This is a genomic window from Streptomyces sp. SirexAA-E, from assembly GCF_000177195.2.
Classification (GTDB): domain Bacteria; phylum Actinomycetota; class Actinomycetes; order Streptomycetales; family Streptomycetaceae; genus Streptomyces; species Streptomyces flavovirens.
This window is the reverse complement of the sequence record NC_015953.1, coordinates 448,103-468,327: the sequence shown is the minus strand read 5'-3', so window position 1 is coordinate 468,327 and position 20,225 is coordinate 448,103. Positions and strand designations below refer to the sequence as shown.

General features: G+C 72.4%; 17 protein-coding genes and 1 pseudogene. 12 read left to right on the top strand and 6 right to left on the bottom strand.

The window, feature by feature from the left end; translation table 11 throughout:
- Positions 1–4: 4 nt before the first annotated feature.
- Positions 5–610, bottom strand: a complete 606-nt coding sequence (locus SACTE_RS01970; protein ID WP_014044346.1) for a flavodoxin family protein — start codon at positions 608–610, stop codon at positions 5–7.
- Positions 611–724: 114 nt separating this feature from the next.
- The gene (locus SACTE_RS01965) at positions 725–1,051 is read right to left on the bottom strand and encodes a hypothetical protein (protein WP_014044345.1); all 327 of its coding nucleotides are present in this window, start codon (positions 1,049–1,051) and stop codon (positions 725–727) included.
- Positions 1,052–1,288: 237 nt separating this feature from the next.
- Between SACTE_RS01965 and SACTE_RS01960 the strand changes: the two genes are divergently transcribed.
- Positions 1,289–2,374, top strand: a complete 1,086-nt coding sequence (locus SACTE_RS01960) for an XdhC/CoxI family protein (protein WP_014044344.1) — start codon at positions 1,289–1,291, stop codon at positions 2,372–2,374.
- Between the two features lie 51 nt (positions 2,375–2,425).
- On the opposite strand, the gene SACTE_RS01955 is transcribed toward SACTE_RS01960, so the two are convergent.
- Together SACTE_RS01955 and SACTE_RS01950 are read right to left on the bottom strand one after the other, a co-directional pair.
- Entirely contained in the window at positions 2,426–4,072 is a 1,647-nt protein-coding gene (locus SACTE_RS01955) for an FAD-dependent oxidoreductase (protein WP_014044343.1), read from the bottom strand.
- Between the two features lie 9 nt (positions 4,073–4,081).
- Positions 4,082–4,996: a diiron oxygenase gene (locus SACTE_RS01950; protein ID WP_014044342.1), complete on the bottom strand. Its 915-nt coding sequence runs from the start codon at positions 4,994–4,996 to the stop codon at positions 4,082–4,084.
- A 514-nt stretch (positions 4,997–5,510) separates the two neighbouring features.
- On the opposite strand from SACTE_RS01950, the gene SACTE_RS01945 reads away from it, so the two are divergent.
- The 4 genes from SACTE_RS01945 (at position 5,511) to SACTE_RS01930 (ending at position 11,609) form a co-directional block, all read left to right on the top strand.
- Complete coding sequence (locus SACTE_RS01945; RefSeq protein ID WP_014044341.1) at positions 5,511–6,851, top strand: extracellular solute-binding protein; 1,341 nt, start codon at positions 5,511–5,513, stop codon at positions 6,849–6,851.
- Positions 6,848–7,807, top strand: coding sequence for a sugar ABC transporter permease (locus SACTE_RS01940; RefSeq protein WP_014044340.1), 960 nt, complete (start codon positions 6,848–6,850; stop codon positions 7,805–7,807). Before SACTE_RS01945 ends, SACTE_RS01940 begins: the two co-directional genes overlap by 4 nt.
- Positions 7,804–8,685, top strand: coding sequence for a carbohydrate ABC transporter permease (locus SACTE_RS01935; RefSeq protein WP_014044339.1), 882 nt, complete (start codon positions 7,804–7,806; stop codon positions 8,683–8,685). Before SACTE_RS01940 ends, SACTE_RS01935 begins: the two co-directional genes overlap by 4 nt.
- Positions 8,686–8,921: 236 nt before the next feature.
- Positions 8,922–11,609 (top strand): SpoIIE family protein phosphatase/ATP-binding protein, encoded by a 2,688-nt coding sequence (locus SACTE_RS01930; RefSeq protein WP_014044338.1) that lies wholly within the window; start codon positions 8,922–8,924, stop codon positions 11,607–11,609.
- A 9-nt stretch (positions 11,610–11,618) separates the two neighbouring features.
- Here SACTE_RS01930 and SACTE_RS01925 read toward each other — a convergent pair whose 3' ends face one another.
- A complete protein-coding gene (locus SACTE_RS01925; protein WP_014044337.1) occupies positions 11,619–12,251 on the bottom strand; it encodes a class I SAM-dependent methyltransferase in 633 nt (210 codons plus the stop codon).
- A 265-nt stretch (positions 12,252–12,516) separates the two neighbouring features.
- On the opposite strand from SACTE_RS01925, the pseudogene SACTE_RS34810 reads away from it, so the two are divergent.
- Positions 12,517–12,943, top strand: a pseudogene (locus SACTE_RS34810) (amidohydrolase); the annotation flags it as partial.
- A 9-nt stretch (positions 12,944–12,952) separates the two neighbouring features.
- On the opposite strand, the gene SACTE_RS01915 reads toward SACTE_RS34810, so the two are convergent.
- Complete coding sequence (locus SACTE_RS01915) at positions 12,953–13,738, bottom strand: SAM-dependent methyltransferase (protein WP_014044336.1); 786 nt, start codon at positions 13,736–13,738, stop codon at positions 12,953–12,955.
- A gap of 361 nt (positions 13,739–14,099) precedes the next feature.
- Here SACTE_RS01915 and SACTE_RS01910 point away from each other — a divergent pair, with 361 nt between their 5' ends.
- The 6 genes from SACTE_RS01910 to SACTE_RS01885 all read left to right on the top strand — a co-directional run bounded on the left by SACTE_RS01910 (position 14,100) and on the right by SACTE_RS01885 (position 20,079).
- Positions 14,100–14,861 (top strand): DeoR/GlpR family DNA-binding transcription regulator, encoded by a 762-nt coding sequence (locus tag SACTE_RS01910; RefSeq protein WP_014044335.1) that lies wholly within the window; start codon positions 14,100–14,102, stop codon positions 14,859–14,861.
- A 125-nt stretch (positions 14,862–14,986) separates the two neighbouring features.
- On the top strand, positions 14,987–16,345 hold the full coding sequence (locus SACTE_RS01905) for a sugar ABC transporter substrate-binding protein (protein WP_014044334.1): 1,359 nt from the start codon (positions 14,987–14,989) through the stop codon (positions 16,343–16,345).
- Entirely contained in the window at positions 16,342–17,304 is a 963-nt protein-coding gene (locus SACTE_RS01900) for a sugar ABC transporter permease (protein ID WP_014044333.1), read from the top strand. Before SACTE_RS01905 ends, SACTE_RS01900 begins: the two co-directional genes overlap by 4 nt.
- On the top strand, positions 17,301–18,179 hold the full coding sequence (locus tag SACTE_RS01895) for a carbohydrate ABC transporter permease (RefSeq protein ID WP_014044332.1): 879 nt from the start codon (positions 17,301–17,303) through the stop codon (positions 18,177–18,179). Before SACTE_RS01900 ends, SACTE_RS01895 begins: the two co-directional genes overlap by 4 nt.
- Positions 18,179–19,168: a zinc-dependent alcohol dehydrogenase family protein gene (locus SACTE_RS01890; protein ID WP_014044331.1), complete on the top strand. Its 990-nt coding sequence runs from the start codon at positions 18,179–18,181 to the stop codon at positions 19,166–19,168. The genes SACTE_RS01895 and SACTE_RS01890 overlap by 1 nt, the downstream gene beginning before the upstream one ends.
- The gene (locus tag SACTE_RS01885) at positions 19,165–20,079 is read left to right on the top strand and encodes a PfkB family carbohydrate kinase (RefSeq protein WP_014044330.1); all 915 of its coding nucleotides are present in this window, start codon (positions 19,165–19,167) and stop codon (positions 20,077–20,079) included. Before SACTE_RS01890 ends, SACTE_RS01885 begins: the two co-directional genes overlap by 4 nt.
- The last annotated feature ends 146 nt before the right edge of the window (positions 20,080–20,225 follow it).

The following is a 20,225-nucleotide window of genomic DNA, read 5'->3' as shown; positions in this document are numbered from 1 at the left end:
TCTCTCAGGACGGCGGTGCGGGCACCGGGTGTTCGGTGAGGGCGCGCGCCGTGTGGAAGAGGTTGGAGGCCATCGCCCGGGCGGTGGAAGCCGCCCAGTCGTGGCCGCGATCGTCGTCGAGGTAGTCGGGGCCCGGCCCGGGGCCGAGGTGCCAGTACGTCCACGCCTGGCCCGGCACGGTGTACCCGATGTCCCCGAGTGCCCCGCAGATCTCGCTGATGACGTGGTGGGCGCCGTCCTCGTTGCCGGTGACGACCACACCCGCCACCCGGTTGTAGGCGACGGGCCGGTTCTCGTCGTCCGTCTCGCTGATCATCGCGTCCATGCGTTCCAGGACGCGCTGGGCCACGGAGGAGGGGCGGCCGACCCAGGTCGGGGAAGCCACCACGACGATGTCGGCCGACGACAGTTTCTCGCGCACCGACGGCCACTCGTCACCCCCGCCCATGTCGTTCTCGACGCCCGGCCGGATGTCCAGGTCGACGGCGCGCACGACGTCCACCGTCGCGCCGTGCCCCTGCAGAGCGGTGACGACCTGTCGGGCCAGGGCCTCCGTGTTCGAGGGCTGGGGGGACGGTTTGAGGGTGCAGTTGATCACCAGGGCGCGCATGACTCCCACTCTCGCGTCGGAGGGACGGGAACCGCGCCGACCCGCGCGGCCGTTCACCCGCTCGTAGGGGTACGGGGGCCGGACGGCCGACGGGTGCCGGATCCCGCGGCGGGATCAGCGGCCGACGGCCTTGCGCAGCTGGTCCTTGTTCATGGTCGAGCGGCCCTCGACGTTCTTCTTCTTCGCCTCTTCGTACAGCTGGTCCCGGGTCGGCCCCTTCGCCCCGCTGTGGGAGCGCTGTCCGCCGCGCTCGGAGGCGGACTTGGGATCACGGATCGACGTCTTGCTCGCCGTCTTCGACTCACCGGCCCGCGCACGCTCCTTGTTGACCGTGCGGGCCGCGATCTCCTCGGCCCGGCCCTCGGAGGCGCCGCGCTTCTCGGTGCTCTCCTTGATGTGCTCGTACTGGCGTTCCCGCTTGCGGTTGGATCCTGCCGGCATGACGCTCTCCTTGCTCTCGTCGGGCCCTGCGGCGGCACGGCTGTCCCTTGCGTGCCGTTGTGTACCCGGGTACCCCTACTTCACGCCCGAAACCCGGCGCCCGCGACACGGGGCGCCGATGCGGGTGAGCGGGGCGGGCGACCGCCCGGCGGACCGGCCCCGGTGCCCGCGGTGACGCACACTGAAGGTCATCCACCGCGCGGGACTCCCCCCATCCTCCGGTCCGAGGTGAACGACATGAGACACGTCATCCAGCAGGCGGCCGCCTGGCAGCGCTCCGGGATCCGCTTCGCCATGGCGACCGTGACGCGTACCTGGGGGTCGGCACCGCACGGCCCCGGCGCGTCCATGCTGGTGTCCGCGCAGGGGCGGGTCGCCGGGAGCGTGTCCGGGGGCTGTGTGGAGGCCGCGGTCTGCGCGATGGCCGAGGAGGTGCTGACGGATGCCACGCCGGCGGTGGGACGCTGGGGCGTGGACGACGGCGACGCCCTGGAGGCCGGACTGACCTGCGGCGGGACGATCGAGGTGCTGGTCCGCGAGATCACCCCCGCGGTGCCGCTCGACCGGATCGCGGCCGACCTGGAAGCCGGTGTCCCCGTCGCCCTGGTCACCTCCGTCGCCCGAGGGTCCGCCCTGGCCGTCGGGGAGGGCTCGGTCACCGGCACGCTCGGCGACCCGCGCGGGGACCGGGCGGCGGTGCTCGCGGCCGAAGGACTGCTGGGCCGTGGCGCCGGCGGGCTCGTGCGGGCCGGCAGCGGGGAGCCGGACTGCGCGCCGGAGGAGGACCTGCTGGTGCAGTCCTTCGCGGCCCGGCCGCGTCTGCTGGTCTTCGGCGCGACCGAGTTCGCCCGTCCGCTGGCCGGTATCGGCGCCGCCCTCGGCCACCGCGTCACGGTCTGCGACGCCAGGCCCGCCTTCGCACTGCCCGAACGCTTCCCGGGAGCCGACGAGGTCGTCACCGACCGGCCCGACCGATGGTTCCGCCACCATCAGGACCGGGTGGACGGGACGACAGCCGTCTGCGTCCTCACCCATGACGCCCGGTTCGACGTGCCCGTGCTCGCGCTCGCCCTGGGCAGCCGTGCCGGTTACGTGGGGGCCATGGGCAGCCGGCGCACACACGAGGACCGGCTCGTACGGCTCCGCGAGGCGGGCCTGGCCGACGCGGAACTCGCCCGGCTCCACTCGCCGATCGGGCTGGACCTCGGCGGGCGCGGGCCCGAGGAGACGGCCCTGTCGATCATGGCCGAGATCGTCGCCGTACGCCGGGGTGGCAGCGGACTGCCACTGACCGCCGGGAGCGGTCCCGTCCACGGCGTGTGACCGGGCCGCCCCTGGGAGAAATTGCGCGGCCGGCGCACGCCCCCGCCGGGATCAGCGGACCGGTCTCCGGCGGGCGCGCCCGGCCGCCACCAGCTCCGGGAGAGTCGCCAGCTTGACGCGGGGCCGCCCCTCCAGGCGCCCCCGGGCCAGCTCGGCCCGGTCGATCTCCGCGAGGCCGCGGGCGTCGACGAGGCGGCGGTTGCGGCGCCGCGCCAGACGCCGGAAGGCCTTCGGCCCGTGCTCCGGTTCGACGAGCCGGCCGGCGACGGCGTCGGCCAGCAGCGTGGTGACGGTGTCCTCGGCGCATGTCCGGTTCGCCCCGATGCCGCCGGACGGGCCGCGCTTGATCCAGCCCACCACGTACGTGCCCCGCTCGCCCGTCACCCGGCCGCCCTCGTGCGGGACCGTCCCGGTCGCCTCGTCGAAGGGCAGTCCGGCGACCGGCAGGCCTCGGTAGCCGACCGCCCGGAGCAGCAGGCCCGTAGGGATCTCCGCCCCGTCGCGACCACCCGTGACACGGACACCCCGCACCCGGTCCTCGCCCCGTGCCTCCACCGGCTCGGAGTGGAAGCGGAACACGATGCGCCGTCCCTCGGGCGGTGCGGCGGACCAGTCCACCGCCTCCCGCCGGATGCCCCGCAGCACCGCCGCCTTGTCCCCGGGCGCCGCGGCGTCGACGGCCGCGCCGGTCCGCGGATCGTGGTCGTCCAGTACCAGTCCGACGCCGGGCAGGTGTGTGAGGGCGAGCAGTTCGGACCGGGTGTACGCCGCCTCACCGGGCCCGCGCCGCCCGAGGACCACGACCTCGCGCACCGGGGAGGACCGCAGCGCCTCCAGCGCGTGGCCGGCGATGTCGCTGCCGGCCAGGGCGTCCGGGTCCGACACCAGGATGCGGGCCGCGTCGAGGGCGACGTTGCCGTTGCCGACGAGGACGACCCGCTCCGTCGAGAGGTCCACGGCGTCCGGCGCGACCTCCGGGTGGGCGTTGTACCAGGCGACGAACGTCCTGGCGGAGAGACTGCCCGCCAGGTCCTCGCCGGGGACCGAGAGCCTGCGGTCGGCGGCGGCACCGACCGCGTAGACGACCGCGTGGTGGTGTGCGGCCAACTCCTGGTGCGTGACGTCCCCGCCCACATCCAGGCCGAGGTGCATCCGCACCCGGGGGTGCGCGTGGAACCGCGCGAAGGCGTCCTGCGCCTTCTTCGTCGACGGATGGTCCGGCGCCACGCCGTACCGCACGAGCCCGCCCGCCACCGGCAGCCGGTCGATCAGCGTCACCTCGGCACCGGTGTGCAGCAGCAGGTCCTCGACGGCGTACATCCCCGCGGGGCCGGTGCCGACGACGGCGACCCGGATCGGTGCGAAGTCCGACGGCAGGCTGCGCCCGAAGACCGGCTCGCCCCATGCGTGGAAGTTGGGCCCGGCCACGGCCGGTTCGGCCTCCCGGCCCTCGTAGTAGGCCGCGTTGATCTGCTCGTACTCCCGCAGCGCGCCGGTCAGGCTCTCCACCGGGAAGATCGCGTCCACCGGGCAGGCGTCCGCGCAGGCGCCGCAGTCGATGCAGGACTTCGGGTCGATGTGCAGCATCTCCGTGCTGCCGAAGTCCCGTTCCTCGGGCGTGGGGTGGATGCAGTTGACGGGGCACACCGCGATGCAGGTGGCGTCGCTGCAACACGTCTGGGTGATGGCGTAGGTCATGTCGTCCGCTCAGATCAGATGGGCGCGCTTGTAGAAGACCAGGGCCGGCCGGGTCAGCAGGCGTGCGGAGGCCAGGAAGTCCATCAGGCCCGAGCAGCTCGACCGCATCATCGACTTGTGGTGCTCGTTGGCCTTCGCCTCCCTGACGGCACGCTTGCCGTCGAGCCCGGCGTTGGCGTACACGTCCTTGTTGACCATGCTCGTGACGATCACGTACGAGGCCACCGCGATCACGAAGGCGTGGATCCGGCGGCGCACCCGGCCCGCGCCGGCGAGGTGCTTGCGGGTCTCGGCGCGGGCGAACTTCATGTGCCGCGACTCCTCGACCACATGGATGTTGTTGATGGTCCGGACGAACGGGACGACCCGCTCGTCGCGCATCCAGTCCCGCTGCATGACGTCGAGGACCTCCTCGGCGACCAGGATCGCCGCGTACGCCGCCTCGCCGAAGGCGACCGTCTTGAACGCCCTGCCGAGCTCCACCGCGAGCCGGTGCGGCCGGTAGGCCGGGGCGCCCAGCTTCTGCGCGCCGCGGGCGAACATGATGGAGTGCCGGCACTCGTCGGCTATCTCGGTGAGCGCCCACTGGACGTCCGCGCTCGTCGGGTCCTTCGCGTAGACGTCCCGCAGCACCATCTGCTGGAGGATCATCTCGAACCAGATCCCGGTGCTGGCCACCGACGCGGCCTCCTGGCGGGTCAGTTCCTTGCGCTGGGCGTCGGTCATCTCGTGCCAGTACGCCGTGCCGTACAGGGTGCTCCACTCCGGGCTCGCGCCGTGGAAGTCCTTGTCCAGCGGGGTCTCCCAGTCGACCTCCGTCGCCGGGTCGTACGCCAGCATCGCGGCCGAATCGAGCAGGCGGCGGGCGACGTCGTGCTCCTGGGGCCGTTCCTCGGGCCCGGGTCGAACGGTGCTGCTTGCCATGGTGCGGCTCCTCGGTTCGCGCGTGCGGTTCCTTCGGGTTGTCGCGGCAGTACTGACGCGCCGTCAACACCCCTGTGTGCGGCGGCACATGGCGGCCGCCGGGGGAGAGCTGAGCGGGAGGGGGCGGAGGACGGGCGCGGGGGGCGGCTCCCGCACCGCCTGTTAGACGGAAGGTATAACAAGCGCACCCGACCGGCCTACCCCTGAGTAGGAAATCGGTCCGCTCCGGTGCGACATCTCCCCTTCGTCCGGGCACGGGACGGGCTTCGTCGGCGGGTCGCCGCACACCCGGAGGGGAGGTGTACGCGCCTACCGGTTCGTCATCTCGGACATCGTTCGCGATCTCAGCGCAAGTCATTGACGCCGGGATGGGGCGGGCCTACGGTCCCGTCCGAAGTCACGGTCGACTGTCGGTATATCGAACGATCGAGAGTCCGCCGCCCGCCGCCGTCCCTGCCCGAGAGCCGGATCCGCCGCCCGCCCACCTCTTCGAGACGAGCCGAGACGAGCCGCCATGCATCCACCTCACGTCAGTCGGCGCCGCGCCCTCGCGGGCGGCGCCGGAGCCCTGGTCGCCGCCGGAGCCCTGGGACCCCTGTCCGGTTGCGCCGCACCCGCCACCGCCGTCGGGCCGGGGCGGACAGCGCTGCGGTACTGGCACCTGTTCGGCGGCGGCGACGGCGTCACCATGCAGGCGATGCTGGCGGACTTCCGCGCCGCGCACCCCGGCATCGCCCTGGAGGCCGCCACCCTCCAGTGGGGCGCCCCGTACTACACCAAGCTCGGCATGGCCGGTGCCGGCGGCCGGGCTCCCGAGCTCGCGGTCCTGCACCTGGCCCGGCTCGCCGGCTTCGCCCCCGGCCGGCTCCTGGACCCCTTCGACCTCGGTCTGCTGGCCGAACACGGCATCCTGGAACAGGACTTCCCGCCGGAGATCTGGCGTCGCGGCCAGGCCGGCGGCAAGCAATACGCCGTACCGCTGGACACCCACCCCTTCGTCCTCTACTTCCAGACCGAGATCTGCGAGAAGGCCGGACTCGCCGCGGGCGGCCGGCTGAAGCCGATCAGCGGCGCCGAGCAGTTCGCCGACGCCCTGCGCGCCGCGAAGAAGGCCACCGGCCGGCCCGGCCTGGTCACCGAGACGCTCGGCCCCGACTGCATCACCCCCTGGCGGCTCTTCTCCACCTTCTACGCGCAGACCGGGGGCACGGTCCTGTCGGCCGACGGCAAGCACCTCGCGCTCGACGACACCAAGGCGCTGCGCGTACTGGAGTACCTGGCGAACCTGGTCGAGGAGGAACTGATGGTGCGCCGTGCGGACTACCCCGCCTGCGTCGGCATCTTCAACGAGGGCCGGACCGCCTTCCACCTCAACGGGGAGTGGGAGATCACCACCTACCGCGGCGCGGGCATCCCCTTCTCGATGACCCGGGTGCCCGCGCTCTTCGGCAGCGCCGCCGCACAGGCCGACTGCCACACCTTCGTCCTGCCGCACCAGGCCGACCGCGGCGGGGCCCCGAACGAGGCCGCGCACACCCTCGTCGCCTGGATGCTCCGCAACTCCGTCGCCTGGGCCGAGGGCGGCCACGTACCCGCCTACCGGCCGGTCCTCGACGACCCCGCCTACCTCGCCCTGAAGCCGCAGTCCGAGTACCGCGACGTGATCGACGACGTGGCCCTGGACGACCCCGCCTGGTTCGCCGGCTCCGCCTCCCGCCTCTGGATCGAACTCGGCGCCGTGTTCTCCGGCGTACTGACCGGGTCCCGCACCCCGCGCGGCGCCCTGAGCGAGGCCAAGGCCCGGCTGCACGGCCTCCTCGGCACCAGGAACCCCCTCCCGGGAGCCGCGTCATGACCTCCACCGCCGCCCCACCGCCCCCGGTGGCGAAACGGACCGGCACCGCACGACGGCCCGCGGCCCGCTCGGTGCGCCGCCCGTGGACCGAACACGGCCTGGTCTTCGTGGCCCCCTTCCTCGCCGTCTACGCCGTGTTCCTGATCTGGCCCCTGATATCCGGCGTCGGCATCAGCCTGACCAGCGAGAACATCACGGGCAGCGGAGGGGAGTTCGTCGGCCTCGACAACTACGCCGAGGCGATACGCGACGGGGAGGTGTGGTCCTCCCTGTGGAACACCGTCTGGTTCACCGTCCTGTCCACCGTCCCGCTCGTCCTGGTCGGCCTCGGGCTGGCGCTCCTCGCCCACCAGCTGCGCGTCGTGCAGTGGCTGTGGCGGCTCAGCTGGTTCGCCCCGTTCCTGCTGCCGTCCGGGGTGGTGTGCCTGCTCTTCGCCCAGATGGTCTTCCCGTCCGGTTTCGGCCTCGCCGACCAGCTGCTCGCCTCCGTCGGCCTGGAGCCGGGCATCGGATGGCTCAGCGACGAGCGCTACGCCATGCTCTCCGTCGTGGCGACCACCGTGTGGTGGACCGTCGGCTTCAACTTCCTGCTGTACCTCGCGGCCCTCCAGGCCGTCCCGGCCCACCTCTACGAAGCCGCCGAACTCGACGGCGCGGGCGCCTGGAAGCGGCTGGCCCACATCACCCTGCCGCTGCTGCGCCGCACCACCGTCCTGGTCGTCGTCCTCCAGGTGCTGGCCTCGCTCAAGATCTTCGACCAGGTGTACATCATGACCGGCGGCGGCCCGGACGACTCCACCCGGCCGATCCTGCAGTACGTCTACCAGCAGGGCTTCACCGGCTACCGCATCGGCTACGCCTCGGCCGTCTCCTACATCTTCTTCGCCCTGATCCTGCCCGTGTCCCTGGTGCGGCCGTTGTCGGCCCGGCGCCGAGCCGAGGAGGCCGCCAAGTGAGCACCACCGTCACCGCCCCCACACCCACCGAGACCGGTGGCGGGGGCCGCCGCCGGAGGTGGACCCCCGGCCGGATCGCCCTGCTGCTCGCCGCCCTCGTCCTCACCGCCGCATGGCTCCTGCCGCTCGCCTGGGCCGTCGCCACCTCGCTGAAACCCGAGAGCGAGACGACCGGGACCCCGCTCGCCTGGATCGGCTCACGCGTCACGTTCGACGCCTACACCAAGGTCTGGGAGTCCGGAGAGCTGACGCGCTGGTTCCTGAACTCCGCGTACATCTCGCTCATGACGACCGCGCTGACCGTGCTGACGTGCGCGATGGCCGCCTACGGCTTCACCCGCACCCACTTCCGGGGCCGACGGCTGCTCCACGGGCTGGTACTGGCCGGGATCATGGTGCCCCCGCAGGTGCTCATCGCCCCGCTCTTCCGCGAGATGGTCCAGCTCGGCCTCGTCGACACCTACTGGGGCGTGATCCTCCCGCAGGTCGCCGTGCCGGCCATGGTGTTCATCCTGGTCAAGTTCTTCGACGGCGTGCCCAGGGAGCTGGAGGAGGCGGCGTTCGTCGACGGGGCCGGCCGCTGGCGGGTGTTCTGGACGATCGTGGTGCCGCTGTCACGGCCGGTGCTCGCGGCGGTGGCGATCTTCACCTTCATCTCCACCTGGAACAACTTCCTGTGGCCGTTCCTGGTGACCACCGACCCGAACGGGATGACCCTGCCCGTCGGCCTCGTCAACGTCCAGTCGTCCTTCGGCGTGCGCTACGCGCAGATCATGGCCTCGCTCGTGATCGCCGGACTGCCGCTGCTGGTCGTCTTCGCGCTCTTCCAGCGGCAGATCGTCCGGGGCATCGCCCACACCGGCCTCGCCGGCCAGTGACCCTGTGCCGGGACCGGAGGGCGGCTCTGCCATGCTTTCGGGATGCCGCCCGAGCCCCGCGCCCCGCAGGACGTCACGCCCGACCCGCCCCAGCGGCCCGTACACCTCGGCCGCCCGGCGCGGTCCGCGGGCATCCCGACCCCGTGACGGACCGTGCCCGGCGTGTCACAGCGAGGGCCACGCGGGCCGTCCCGCACGGTTCGCCCGGCGTATGTCGAGGGTGTACAAAAGGGAGCATGGCCGCACGCTCCGGCCGCCCGCGTGCGTTTCTCCGGATGAGGACGCTCGCTGGTCAGGTCTTCCTCCTGCAGGTGGCGATCGTGGTGCTGCTCGTCACCGCCGCCGTGGCCGCGCTCGTACTCCAGTCCCGGGCCGACAGCGAGCGGGAGGCACGCAACCGGTCGGTCGCCGTGGCCGAGACCTTCGCGAACGCCCCCGGCATCCAAGCCGCCCTGGAGGGCCCCGACCCCACCGCGGTGCTCCAGCCGAAGGCCGAGGCGGCCCGGAAGGGCTCCGGCGTCGACTTCGTCGTCGTCCTCAGCCGTGACGCGATCCGCTTCACCCACCCGCTGCCCGACCGCATCGGGAAGAGGTTCGTCGGTGACGTGGGCCCCGCGCTCAGGGGCGAGGTCGTCACCGAGCGGATCAACGGCACCATCGGCCCCCTCGTCCAGGCCGTGGTCCCCGTCTTCGGTTCGGACGGCAAGGTCATCGGCCTGGTCTCCGCAGGCATCACCATCTCCCGGGTCAGCGGGGTCGTCGAGGAGCAGTACGTCCTGCTGTTCGGGTCCGCCGCGGGCATCCTGCTCCTCACCACCGCCGGAACGGCCCTGGTCAGCAGGCGGCTGCGGCGCCAGACCCACGGCCTCGGCCCCGCCGAGATGACCCGGATGTACGAACATCACGACGCCGTCCTGCACTCCGTGCGGGAGGGCGTGCTCATCGTCGGCGGCGACGGGCGGCTGCTGCTGGCCAACGACGAGGCGCGGCGGCTCCTCGGCCTCCCGGCGGACGTGGAGGGCCGCGCCGTCACCGACCTGGGCCTCGACCCCGCCACCACGCGGCTGCTCGCCTCAGGACGGGTGGCGACCGACGAGGTCCACTCGGTGGGGGACCGGCTGCTGGCCGTCAGCCAGCGGACCACGGACCGTGACGGAGGCCCGCCCGGCAGCGTCACGACCCTGCGCGACACCACCGAGCTCCAGGCCCTCTCGGGCAAGGCCGACGTGGCGCGGCAGCGGCTCAAACTGCTCTACGACGCGGGCACGGAGATCGGCACCGTGCTCGACGTCGTACGCACGTGCGAGGAGCTGGCGGACTTCGCGACGACCCGGTTCGCCGACTACGCCACCGTCGACGTCTCCGAGAACGTCCTGCGCGGCGAGGAGCCGACGGTGGTCCAGGCCATCAACGAGATGCGGCGTACCGCCTTCAGCGGCGCGCGGCAGGACGCGCAGCTCTTCCCCCTCGGCTCGGTCCTGCGCTTCATGCCCGAGACGGTCACCGGCGCCGCGCTGCTGCGGGGCGAGGCGGTCCTCGACACCGACCTCGCCTCGATGCGCGGCTGGCAGAAGGTGAGCCCCGACCGGGCCGAGCGGCTGCTGGAGTACGGATTCCACTCGATGATCGCCGTTCCCCTGCGGGCCCGCGGACTCATCCTGGGCGTCGCCATGTTCTGGCGCGCGGAGAACCCCCAGCACTTCGAGGACGAGGACCTGTCCGTCGCCGAGGAACTCGTCGCCCGGGCCGCCGTCAGCATCGACAACGCCCGGCGCTACTCCCGCGAGCACGCCGTCGCGGTCACCCTCCAGCGCAGCCTGCTGCCGCGCGGCCTGCCCGAGCAGAGTGCCATCGACGCCGCCTACCGCTATCTGCCCGCCCAGGCGGGGCAGGGCGGTCTGGGCGGGGTCGGCGGCGACTGGTTCGACATCATCCCGCTCCCCGGCGCCCGGGTCGCGCTCGTCGTCGGCGACGTCGTGGGCCACGGTCTGCACGCGGCGGCCACCATGGGACGCCTGCGCACGGCGGTCCACAACTTCTCCAGCCTCGACCTGCCGCCCGACGAACTGCTGTGGCACCTGGACGAACTGGTGGCGCGCATCGACCAGGACGAGTCCACGGAGGACTCGGGGAACGCGGTCACCGGGGCCACCTGCCTCTACGCCATCTACGACCCGGCGTCCGGCCGCTGCACCATGGCACGGGCGGGCCACCTCCAGCCGGTGATCATCGGCCCCGACGGCACCGCCGCGTTCGCGACCGTGCCCGGCGGGCCGCCCCTGGGGCTCGGCGGCATGCCCTTCGAGACCCTGGACGTGCAGCTCGCCGAGGACAGCCGGCTGGTCCTCTACACCGACGGGCTCGTCGAGGACCGGAACCGGGACATCGACGAGGGGCTGGAACTCCTGCGCACCACCCTCGACGGACATCCCGGCCGGACCCCGGAGGAGACCTGCGAGGCGGTCATCGACGCCCTGGTGCCGGGACGGGCCCAGGACGACGTGGCACTGCTCATCGGCCGCACCCGCAGGCTCACCGCCGAGAACGTCGCCGAATGGGACGTGCCCTCCGACCCGGCGGCGGTCTCCGAGGTGCGGTCGGAGGTGTCCGGCACCCTCACCGCGTGGAACCTCGTCGAGGAGGCGTTCACGACCGAGCTGATCCTCAGCGAGCTGGTCACCAACTCCATCCGTTACGCCACCGGCCCCATCCGGGTGCGCCTGGTCCGTGACCGCGCCCTCATCTGCGAGGTGTCCGACCGCAGCAGCACCTCGCCGCACCTGCGCCAGGCGGCCACCACCGACGAGGGCGGCCGGGGGCTCTTCCTCGTCGCCCAGCTCGCCGAGCGCTGGGGCACCCGCTACACCGACGACGGCGGCAAGGTCATCTGGACCGAGCAGCCGCTGCCCGGCGACGACCTGTGAGCGACGGCGTCAGCCGCGTGTGCAGTGCAGGAACACCTGGGGCTCCGGTACCGCACCGGGACGGTCGGGCGTGAACACGGTGTGCCGCTCCCACTCCACCGTGAGCCCGGCCCCCGTCACGAGCTCCCCGAGCGCCTCGGGTCCGAAGCTGGTCACCCGCACCTCCTGGCCCATGAACTCGGCGGCCACGTCCTCCACGTCCAGCGGCACCGTCGCCAGCACCAGCCGGCCCCCGGGCCGCAGGGACGCGGCGAGCCGGCGCACCAGCCGGGTCTGGTCCGCGCGGGACATCTGCAACAGCGCGAAGTACACGCAGACCGCGTCGTAACCCGCCGGCTCCAACGGCAGAGCGCGGATGTCCGCGCAGCGGAAGTCGGCCTCCGGCACCCGTCGGGACGCGAGGTCCACCATCACCGGGGACACGTCGACCCCCAGCACCTCGTGCCCCGCGCCGGCCAGCGTCCCGGCGGTCGGGCGCCCCGTGCCGCTCCCGACGTCCAGGACCCGGCCGCGCGGGGCGAGTTCCTCCAGCAGACGGCCGAGTGATGCACGGTGCGCGGCCGAGCCGGCGAAGGCCTGCTCGTACGCGGCACCGATGGCGTCGAACGCGACGGCGGCGGGGGGCCGGGCGGCCTCGGTCATGTGCCTTCCTTCCGTCGGCCGGCGAACGGGAGCCGCCGGGCGGGCGAGTGGGCCGCCGGATCTCCGGCCGCCCGTCGCGGGGCCGCCCGGCAGAACAGGTTCCGCCCCGCCGACGGCCCGCGCGTCGCGGGGAACGGTACGCCACCGGGCCAGGCGCCGGGAGAGGCCCGACGAGCGGGAGCCGGTCCACCGCCGGGCGCGCCCCGACCTCGTTCTCGGCGGCCGGGTCCACGGCCGTCGTGAGGAAGCCGACGGCGCCATGCTCGACGCCACACGCGATCAGGTCCTGGACGCGATCGAGCGGATCGTCGGAGCCGAGTGCGAGGCGTTTCTGGCACCCCGGGAGCCCGAGTTCGAGCGGACGGCCTCCTTCCCGCCCGTCGTCAACGACGAGGAGCCGACCCGGCGCGTCGCGGACGCCTTCGGCGCGTACTTCGGCGACGACGCCCACACCGTCGAACCGCAGACCGCCAGCGAGGACCTGAGCGAGATCCCCCGGGCGTTCGGTGTGCCCTTCACCTCCTGGGCGATCGGCGGCATCGACCCCGAGCGCTACGCCGAGGCAGCCAGGAAGGGAACCGTCCCGCAGGACATCCCGGTCAACCACAGCGCCACGTTCGCCCCCCGTCGTCCAGCCGACCCTGGACACCGGCGTCAGTGCCATGGCGGTGGCCGCCCTCGCCTGGCTCGGCGGACTCGGCCTACGGGACGCGGGCCACCGCCACGTACATCCCGCTCTCCTCGGGCTCCGGGGCCGCCGTGCCGCGGAACCAGCGCGGTGCCGTCACGACACCCGGCTCCACGACCTCCAGCCCCTCGAAGAAGCGGGCGAACTCGGCGCGGGTGCGCAGCGCCAGCCGGATGCCGCCCTTGCCGTACTCCTCCGTCCCCTGCTCGCCCCGCTCCGGGTTCACGTCCGACGCGCCCTGGGACAGGGCCACCCAGCTGCCGGGCGCCAGCGTTGCGGTCAGGGTGCGCACGATGCCGTACGGGTCCTCGTCGTCGGGCAGGAAGTGCAGCAGCCCCAGGAGCGACAGGGCGACGGGGCGGCCGAAGTCCAGGGTCCGGCGGGCGGCCTCGATGATCGTGCCGGGCGCGCGCACATCGGCGTGGACGTAGTCGGTGGCTCCCTCCGGGCGGCTGACCAGCAGGGCCTCGGCGTGCCGCAGGACGATCGGGTCGTTGTCGCAGTAGACGACCCGTGACGCCGGGACGATCTCCTGGGCGATCTGGTGGAGGTTCGGGGCCGTCGGGATGCCCGTACCGATGTCGAGGAACTGGTCCACGCCCTCGCCCGCCAGCCACGCGGTCGCCCGGTTCATGAACGCCCGCTGCTGGAACGCCCCGGTCCTCGCCTCGGCCGGCAGGTGCTCGGCTACCGCCTGGTCCACCGGGTAGTTGTCCTTGCCGCCCAGGAGCGCGTCGTAGACACGGGCCGGATGCGGCTTGCCGGTGTCGATCGGCGGCTGAGGTATCCCGGTCTTCATTACCGAACTCCGTTGCGGAAGTGGCGAATCGAAGCGTTACGCCCGCGAAGTCTGCCACAGCGCGCGCTTCGGCAAGAGCGGACACCGGCCACCCTCGTGCCCGTACCGGGCGGGCACCCGTGACCGCGAACCGGGCACCGAACGGGCAGGATACCGGCCGGAACAGGCGGTGCCCATGGTGCCCCGTCCACCGGAAAGCCCGTTGACCAGCGAGGTCCCCTCGGGCGGAACGGGCACGAACGGGCACAGTCCGTGGAGCGAAGGAGGTGGTCGAACACCCGTTACTGCTTGTACAAACTATGCGAGGGCCCGAACGGACACCGGACCCTGGCGAATTCGCACCTAGCACAGGGATGGTGTCGTGGGCACCGAGGAACGCCGGCGGGGAATTCTCGAGACGGCCCGACGGGACGGTTCGGTCGACGTGAACAGGCTGGCCGACGAGTTCCAGGTGGCCAAGGAGACCATCAGGCGTGATCTGCACACCCTCGAGGAACACGGCCTCGTACGCCGTACCCACGGCGGTGCGTACCCCGTGGAGAGCGCGGGCTTCGAGACCACCCTCGCGATGCGCACCACACGCCACGTACCGCAGAAGTCCCGGATCGCGGCGGCCGCCGCGGACCTGCTCCAGGACGCCGAGACGGTCTTCGTCGACGAGGGCTACACCCCGCAGCTCATCGCCGAGGCCCTGCCCCGGGACCGGCCGCTGACCGTGGTCACCGCGTCCCTGGCCGTGGCGACGGTCCTCGCGGACGCGGAGAAGACCGCCGTGCTCCTGCTCGGCGGACGGGTGCGCAGCAGCACGATGGCGACGGTCGACCACTGGACCACCCGCATGCTCGCCGACTTCGTCATCGACCTGGCGTTCGTCGGCGCGAACGGCATCTCCCGGCGGTACGGGCTCACCACCCCGGACCCGGCCGTCAGCGAGGTCAAGGCGCAGGCCATGCGCAGCGCCCGCCGCCGCGTCTTCGCCGGCGTCCACACGAAGTTCGGAGCGGTGAGCTTCTGCCGCTTCGCCGGGGTCGGCGACTTCGAGGCCGTCGTCACCGACACCGGGCTGCCCGCGGCCGAGGCCCAGCGCTACTCCCTCCTCGGCCCCAACGTCATCCGCGTCTGAACCACGAAGGACCCGCCCCCGACCTCCGCCGAGGAGGCCGGGGGCAGCCCCGCCGTGCCCGGAACCCACCGGACACGCGCCACGGGCACCGAAGGACGAGCCGCTACGACCGATCAGGAGAATCCATGCCCCACCAGCAACGACGCCGTGGAACCCGCGTGCGTGCGGTCGCGGGCACAGCAGCGATGGCACTTCTGGCAGCCGGGTGCGCCGGAGCCGGCGGCACCTCCTTCGGAGGAGGTGACGCGCTGAACGTACTGATGGTGAACAACCCGCAGATGCTCCAGTTGCAGAAGCTCACCGCGGAGCACTTCACCCGGGAGACCGGCATCAAGGTGAACTTCACCGTGCTCCCGGAGAACGACGTCCGCGACAAGATCAGCCAGGACTTCTCCAACCAGGCGGGTCAGTACGACGTCGGCACCATCAGCAACTTCGAGGTGCCCTTCTTCGCGAAGAACGACTGGCTGCACGCGCTGGACGACTACGCCGAGCAGGACGCCGACTTCGACCAGGAGGACATCCTCAAGCCCCTGCGGGACGCGCTCACCGCCGAGGGCAAGCTCTACGCCGAGCCCTTCTACGGCGAGTCGTCGTTCCTCATGTACCGCAAGGACGTCTTCGACGCCAAGGGCCTCACCATGCCCGATCACCCCACCTGGCAGCAGGTGGCCGGTCTCGCGGCACAGGCCGACGGTGCCGAGCCCGGCATGAAGGGCATCTGCCTGCGCGGACTGCCGGGCTGGGGCGAACTCATGGCCCCGCTCACCACCGTCGTCAACACCATGGGCGGCACTTGGTTCACCAAGGACTGGGAAGCGCGGCTCACCGCACCGGAGTTCAAGGAGGCCACCCGGTTCTACGTCGACCTCGTGCGCAAGCACGGGGAGCGCGGCGCCTCCCAGTCCGGGTACGCCGAGTGCCTCAACAACATGACGCAGGGCAAGACCGCCATGTGGTACGACGCCACGGCGGGCGCCGGATCGCTGGAGGCCTCCGGCTCCCCGGTGAAGGGCAAGATCGGTTACGTGCCCGCGCCGGTCGAGAAGACCAAGAGCTCCGGCTGGCTCTACACCTGGGCCTGGGGCATCCAGAAGGCCTCCAGGAAGGCCGACGACGCCTGGACGTTCGTCTCCTGGGCGTCGAGCAAGGAGTACGAGGAGCTCGTCGGCGAGACCAGCGGCTGGTCCGACGTACCCGCCGGCAAACGCGCCTCCACCTACGACAACCCCGCCTATCGCGAGGAGGCGGGCGCCTTCGCCGACGTCACCGAACAGGCCATCGCCGGTGCCGACTCGCTGAACCCGGGCACCCAGCCGCGCCCCGTCGCGGGCATCCAGTTCGTCGGCATCCCCGAGTTCACCGATCTCGGCACCAAGGTCGCCCAGGAGATCAGCGCCGCCATCGCCGGCCGCCAGTCCGTCGACAAGGCGCTCGCCACCTCCCAGAAGCTGGCCGAGCAGGTCGCCAAGGAGTACCGATGACCACAGCAGTCGGCACCACACCCGTCTCCACGCCCCAGCCACCCGCACCCGCGCCCCGCAAGGGCGGAGGCAAGGCCTGGGCCACCCGGGCGCCGCTCCTGCCCGCCCTGGTCTTCCTGATCGTCGTCACCCAGCTGCCGTTCGTGGCGACCCTGGTGATCTCGCTCTTCGACTGGAACTCCCTCAACCCCGACAAGCGCAGCTTCAACGGGCTCGGCAACTACGCCTCCGTCTTCACCGACGCCGCGCTGCGCGACTCGGTCGTCACCACGGTGCTGCTCACCGCGGGCGTCGTCATCGCCACGGTGGTCCTGGGGCTCGCCCTGGCACTCCTCCTGGACCGGACGTTCTTCGGCCGGGGCATGGTCCGCACGCTCCTGATCACGCCGTTCCTGCTCGTCCCCGTCTCCGCCGCACTGCTGTGGAAGCACGCCCTCTACAACCCGGAGTACGGGCTCTTCAACGGCGCCCTGAGCTGGATCGGCGACCTCTTCGGGGACACCTCGCCCAGCCAGCCCGACTGGATAGCCGACATGCCGCTGCTCGCGGTCATCGCCGCACTGGTCTGGCAGTGGACGCCGTTCATGATGCTGATCCTGCTCGCCGGACTCCAGAGCCGGCCCGCCGAGGTGATCGAGGCCGCGCGCCTCGACGGGGCGAGCGCCTGGCAGACCTTCCGCTACCTGACCCTGCCCCACCTGCGCCGGTACCTCGAACTCGGCGTCCTGCTCGGGGCCGTCTACATCGTGCAGAACTTCGACGCGGTGTTCACCCTCACCGCGGGCGGGCTCGGCACCGCCAACCTTCCGTACACGATCTACCAGACCTTCTACCAAGCCCACGAATACGGACTGGCGTCCGCCGCGGGAGTCGTCGTCGTGATCGGCACGATCATCATCGCCACCTTCGCGCTCCGGGTCGTCTCGTCCCTCTTCAGTGAGGAGGCGAACCGCGCATGACCGCCACCACCGCTCCCGCGTCCTCCCCGGCCGTGCCCCGCGCCGCGCGCAGGGCCAAGCGGCGCTCCACCGCACTGGGCCTGCTCGCCTGGGCGGCCGGGCTCGCCTTCTGCCTGCCCGCGCTGTGGATGTTCCTGACCTCGCTGCACGCCGAGTCGGACGCCGCCACCAACCCGCCCTCCCTCTTCGCACCGCTCACCCTCGACGGCTACCGGGCCTTCTTCGGCGCCGACACCGGCGTGACCCCCTGGCCGCCCCTGCTCAACTCCCTGGGCGCGTCCTTCTTCTCCACGCTCCTGGTGCTCCTGCTGGCGCTCCCGGCGGCGTACGCCCTCTCCATCCGGCGCGTGCGCAAGTGGACCGACGTGCTGTTCTTCTTCCTCTCCACGAAGATGCTGCCCGTCGTCGCGGGGCTGCTGCCCATCTACCTCTTCGCCAAGAACACGGGGATGCTGGACAACATCTGGCTCCTGGTCCTGCTCTACACCTCGATGAACCTGCCGATCGCGGTCTGGATGCTCCAGTCCTTCCTCGCGGACGTGCCCGTCTCCGTCATCGAGGCCGCCCAGGTCGACGGGGCCCGGCTGCCGACCGTCCTGGCCCGGGTGGTCGCCCCGATGGCAGCCCCCGGCATCGCCGCCACCGCGCTGATCTGCTTCATCTTCAGCTGGAACGAACTTCTCTTCGCCCGGGTGCTCACCGGCGTCGTCGCCCAGACGGCACCCGTCTTCCTCACCGGATTCGTCACCAGTCAGGGGCTGTTCCTCGCCCAGCTGTGCGCCGCGTCCGTCGTCGTGTCCCTGCCGGTGCTCGCCGCCGGCTACGCCGCCCAGGACAAACTCGTCCAGGGCCTCTCTCTTGGAGCAGTGAAATAATGCGGGCAGCGATCGTCGAAGCCCCCGGCAAGGTCTCCGTCACCACCGTCGCGGACCCCACCCCCGGCCCCCGCGAGGTCGTGGTGTCCGTCGCCTCCTGCGGGCTGTGCGGTACCGATCTGCACATCCTGCAGGGTGAGTTCGCCCCCACCCTGCCCATCGTCCCGGGGCACGAGTTCGCCGGCGAGATCGTGGGCATCGGCCGTGACGTCACGGAGCTGGCCGTCGGCGACCGGGTCGCCGTCGATCCGTCCCTGCACTGCCACGAGTGCCGCTACTGCCGCATCGGGCGGGGCAACCTCTGCGAGCGCTGGGCCGCCATCGGCGTCACCGTCGCCGGCGGCGCCGCGGAGTTCGCCGTGGCGCCCGTCGCCAACTGCGTCAAACTGCCCGAGCACATCGACGTCAAGGACGCCGCGCTCATCGAGCCGCTGTCCTGCGCGGTGCGGGGCTACGACGTCCTCAGCAGCACCCTCGGCGCCGAGGTGCTGATCTACGGCTCCGGCACGATGGGCCTCATGATGCTGGAGCTCGCCAAGCGCACCGGCGCGGCCTCCGTGGACGTGCTGGACGTCAACCCCGACCGCCTCGGCACCGCGGGCCTCCTCGGCTGCTCCCGGTCGGCGGCGGGCGCCGAGGAGCTGGAGCAGCCCGGCGGCTGGGACGTCGTCATCGACGCGACCGGCAACGCGGCCGCCATCCAGGACGGCCTGGGCCGTGTCGCCAAGGGCGGCACCTTCCTCCAGTTCGGGGTCGCCGACTACGCGACGACCGCGGTCATCGAGCCGTACCGCATCTACAACCAGGAGATCACCATCACCGGCTCGATGGCGGTGCTGCACAGCTACGAACGCGCCGCCGCGCTCTTCGCCACCGGTGTGCTCGACCCGTCGGTGTTCATCAGCGACCGGCTGCCGCTGGAGCAGTACCCGCAGGCCATCGACCGCTTCAAGGCGGGCATCGGGCGCAAGATCGTGGTCCAGCCGTGACGGGCGGCTCCGGCTCGGTCCTCGTCGTGGGCGAGGCCCTCGTCGACCTCGTCCCGAAGGACGGGGACGGTGACGTACGGGCCGCCCAGTTCGGCGGCGCGCCGGCCAACGTCGCCGTCGCCCTGGCCCGGCTCGGCACGCCGACCGTGTTCGCGGGCGGCCTCGGCGGCGACGGCTTCGCCCGCAGCGTCCAGGCACGGCTGCTGGCGGCCGGGGTCGGCCTCGATCTCTGCGCGCGCTCGGACCTGCCCACCGCGCTGGCCGTCGCCGACCCGGGCGCCGACGGCACGGGATACCACTTCCACCTCCAGGACACGGCGACGTTCCGGCTGCCGGACCTCTCGGCGCACGCCGCCGGGTTCGGCGCCGTGTACGTCGGCGGGCTCGCCGCCGTGGTGGACCCCGCGGCGAAGGCCGTGCGGGCGACGGCGCTCGCCGCCGCCGAGCGGTCCCTCCTCGTGGTGGACCCCAACGTCCGCCTGGACCGCACCCTGGACCCGGAGCGGGGCCGGGCGGCGCTGCGGAGACTCTGCGGCCTCGCGCACGTCGTCAAGGCGAGCGACGAGGATCTGGAGCGGCTGTGGCCCGAGGCCGCACCGGAGGACACCTGCCGGTCGCTGGCGGACGGCGGGCGGCTGGTCGTCCTGACCAGAGGCGCCCGGGGAAGTACGGCCTGGACCGAGGGCGCCCCGCCGGTGTCCGTCCCGGCCGTCCCCGTCGAGGTCGTCAACACGATCGGCGCGGGCGACGCCTTCGTCGCGGGTCTGCTCAACGCCATGGCCGCCCGGGGCGCCTTCACCGCACGGCCGGCCCCCCAGGAGCTGCGAGCCATGCTGGCCTTCGCCTCCGAGGTCGCCGCGTCGGTGTGTGCCCACGCGGGCACCGAGCCCTCGGTACCCGTGCGCGGCTGACGCACGAGGCCCACCGGGCGAAGGGTGGACGTGCGCGCCGGAGCGCGGCTGCGCACCCTGTCTGTGCGACCCCGAGACCGGACGGCAGCCGCGCCCCCGACGGGCTGTCCCCGGTGGCGGCTCGCGCGGTGATGAGCGCGGTGGAT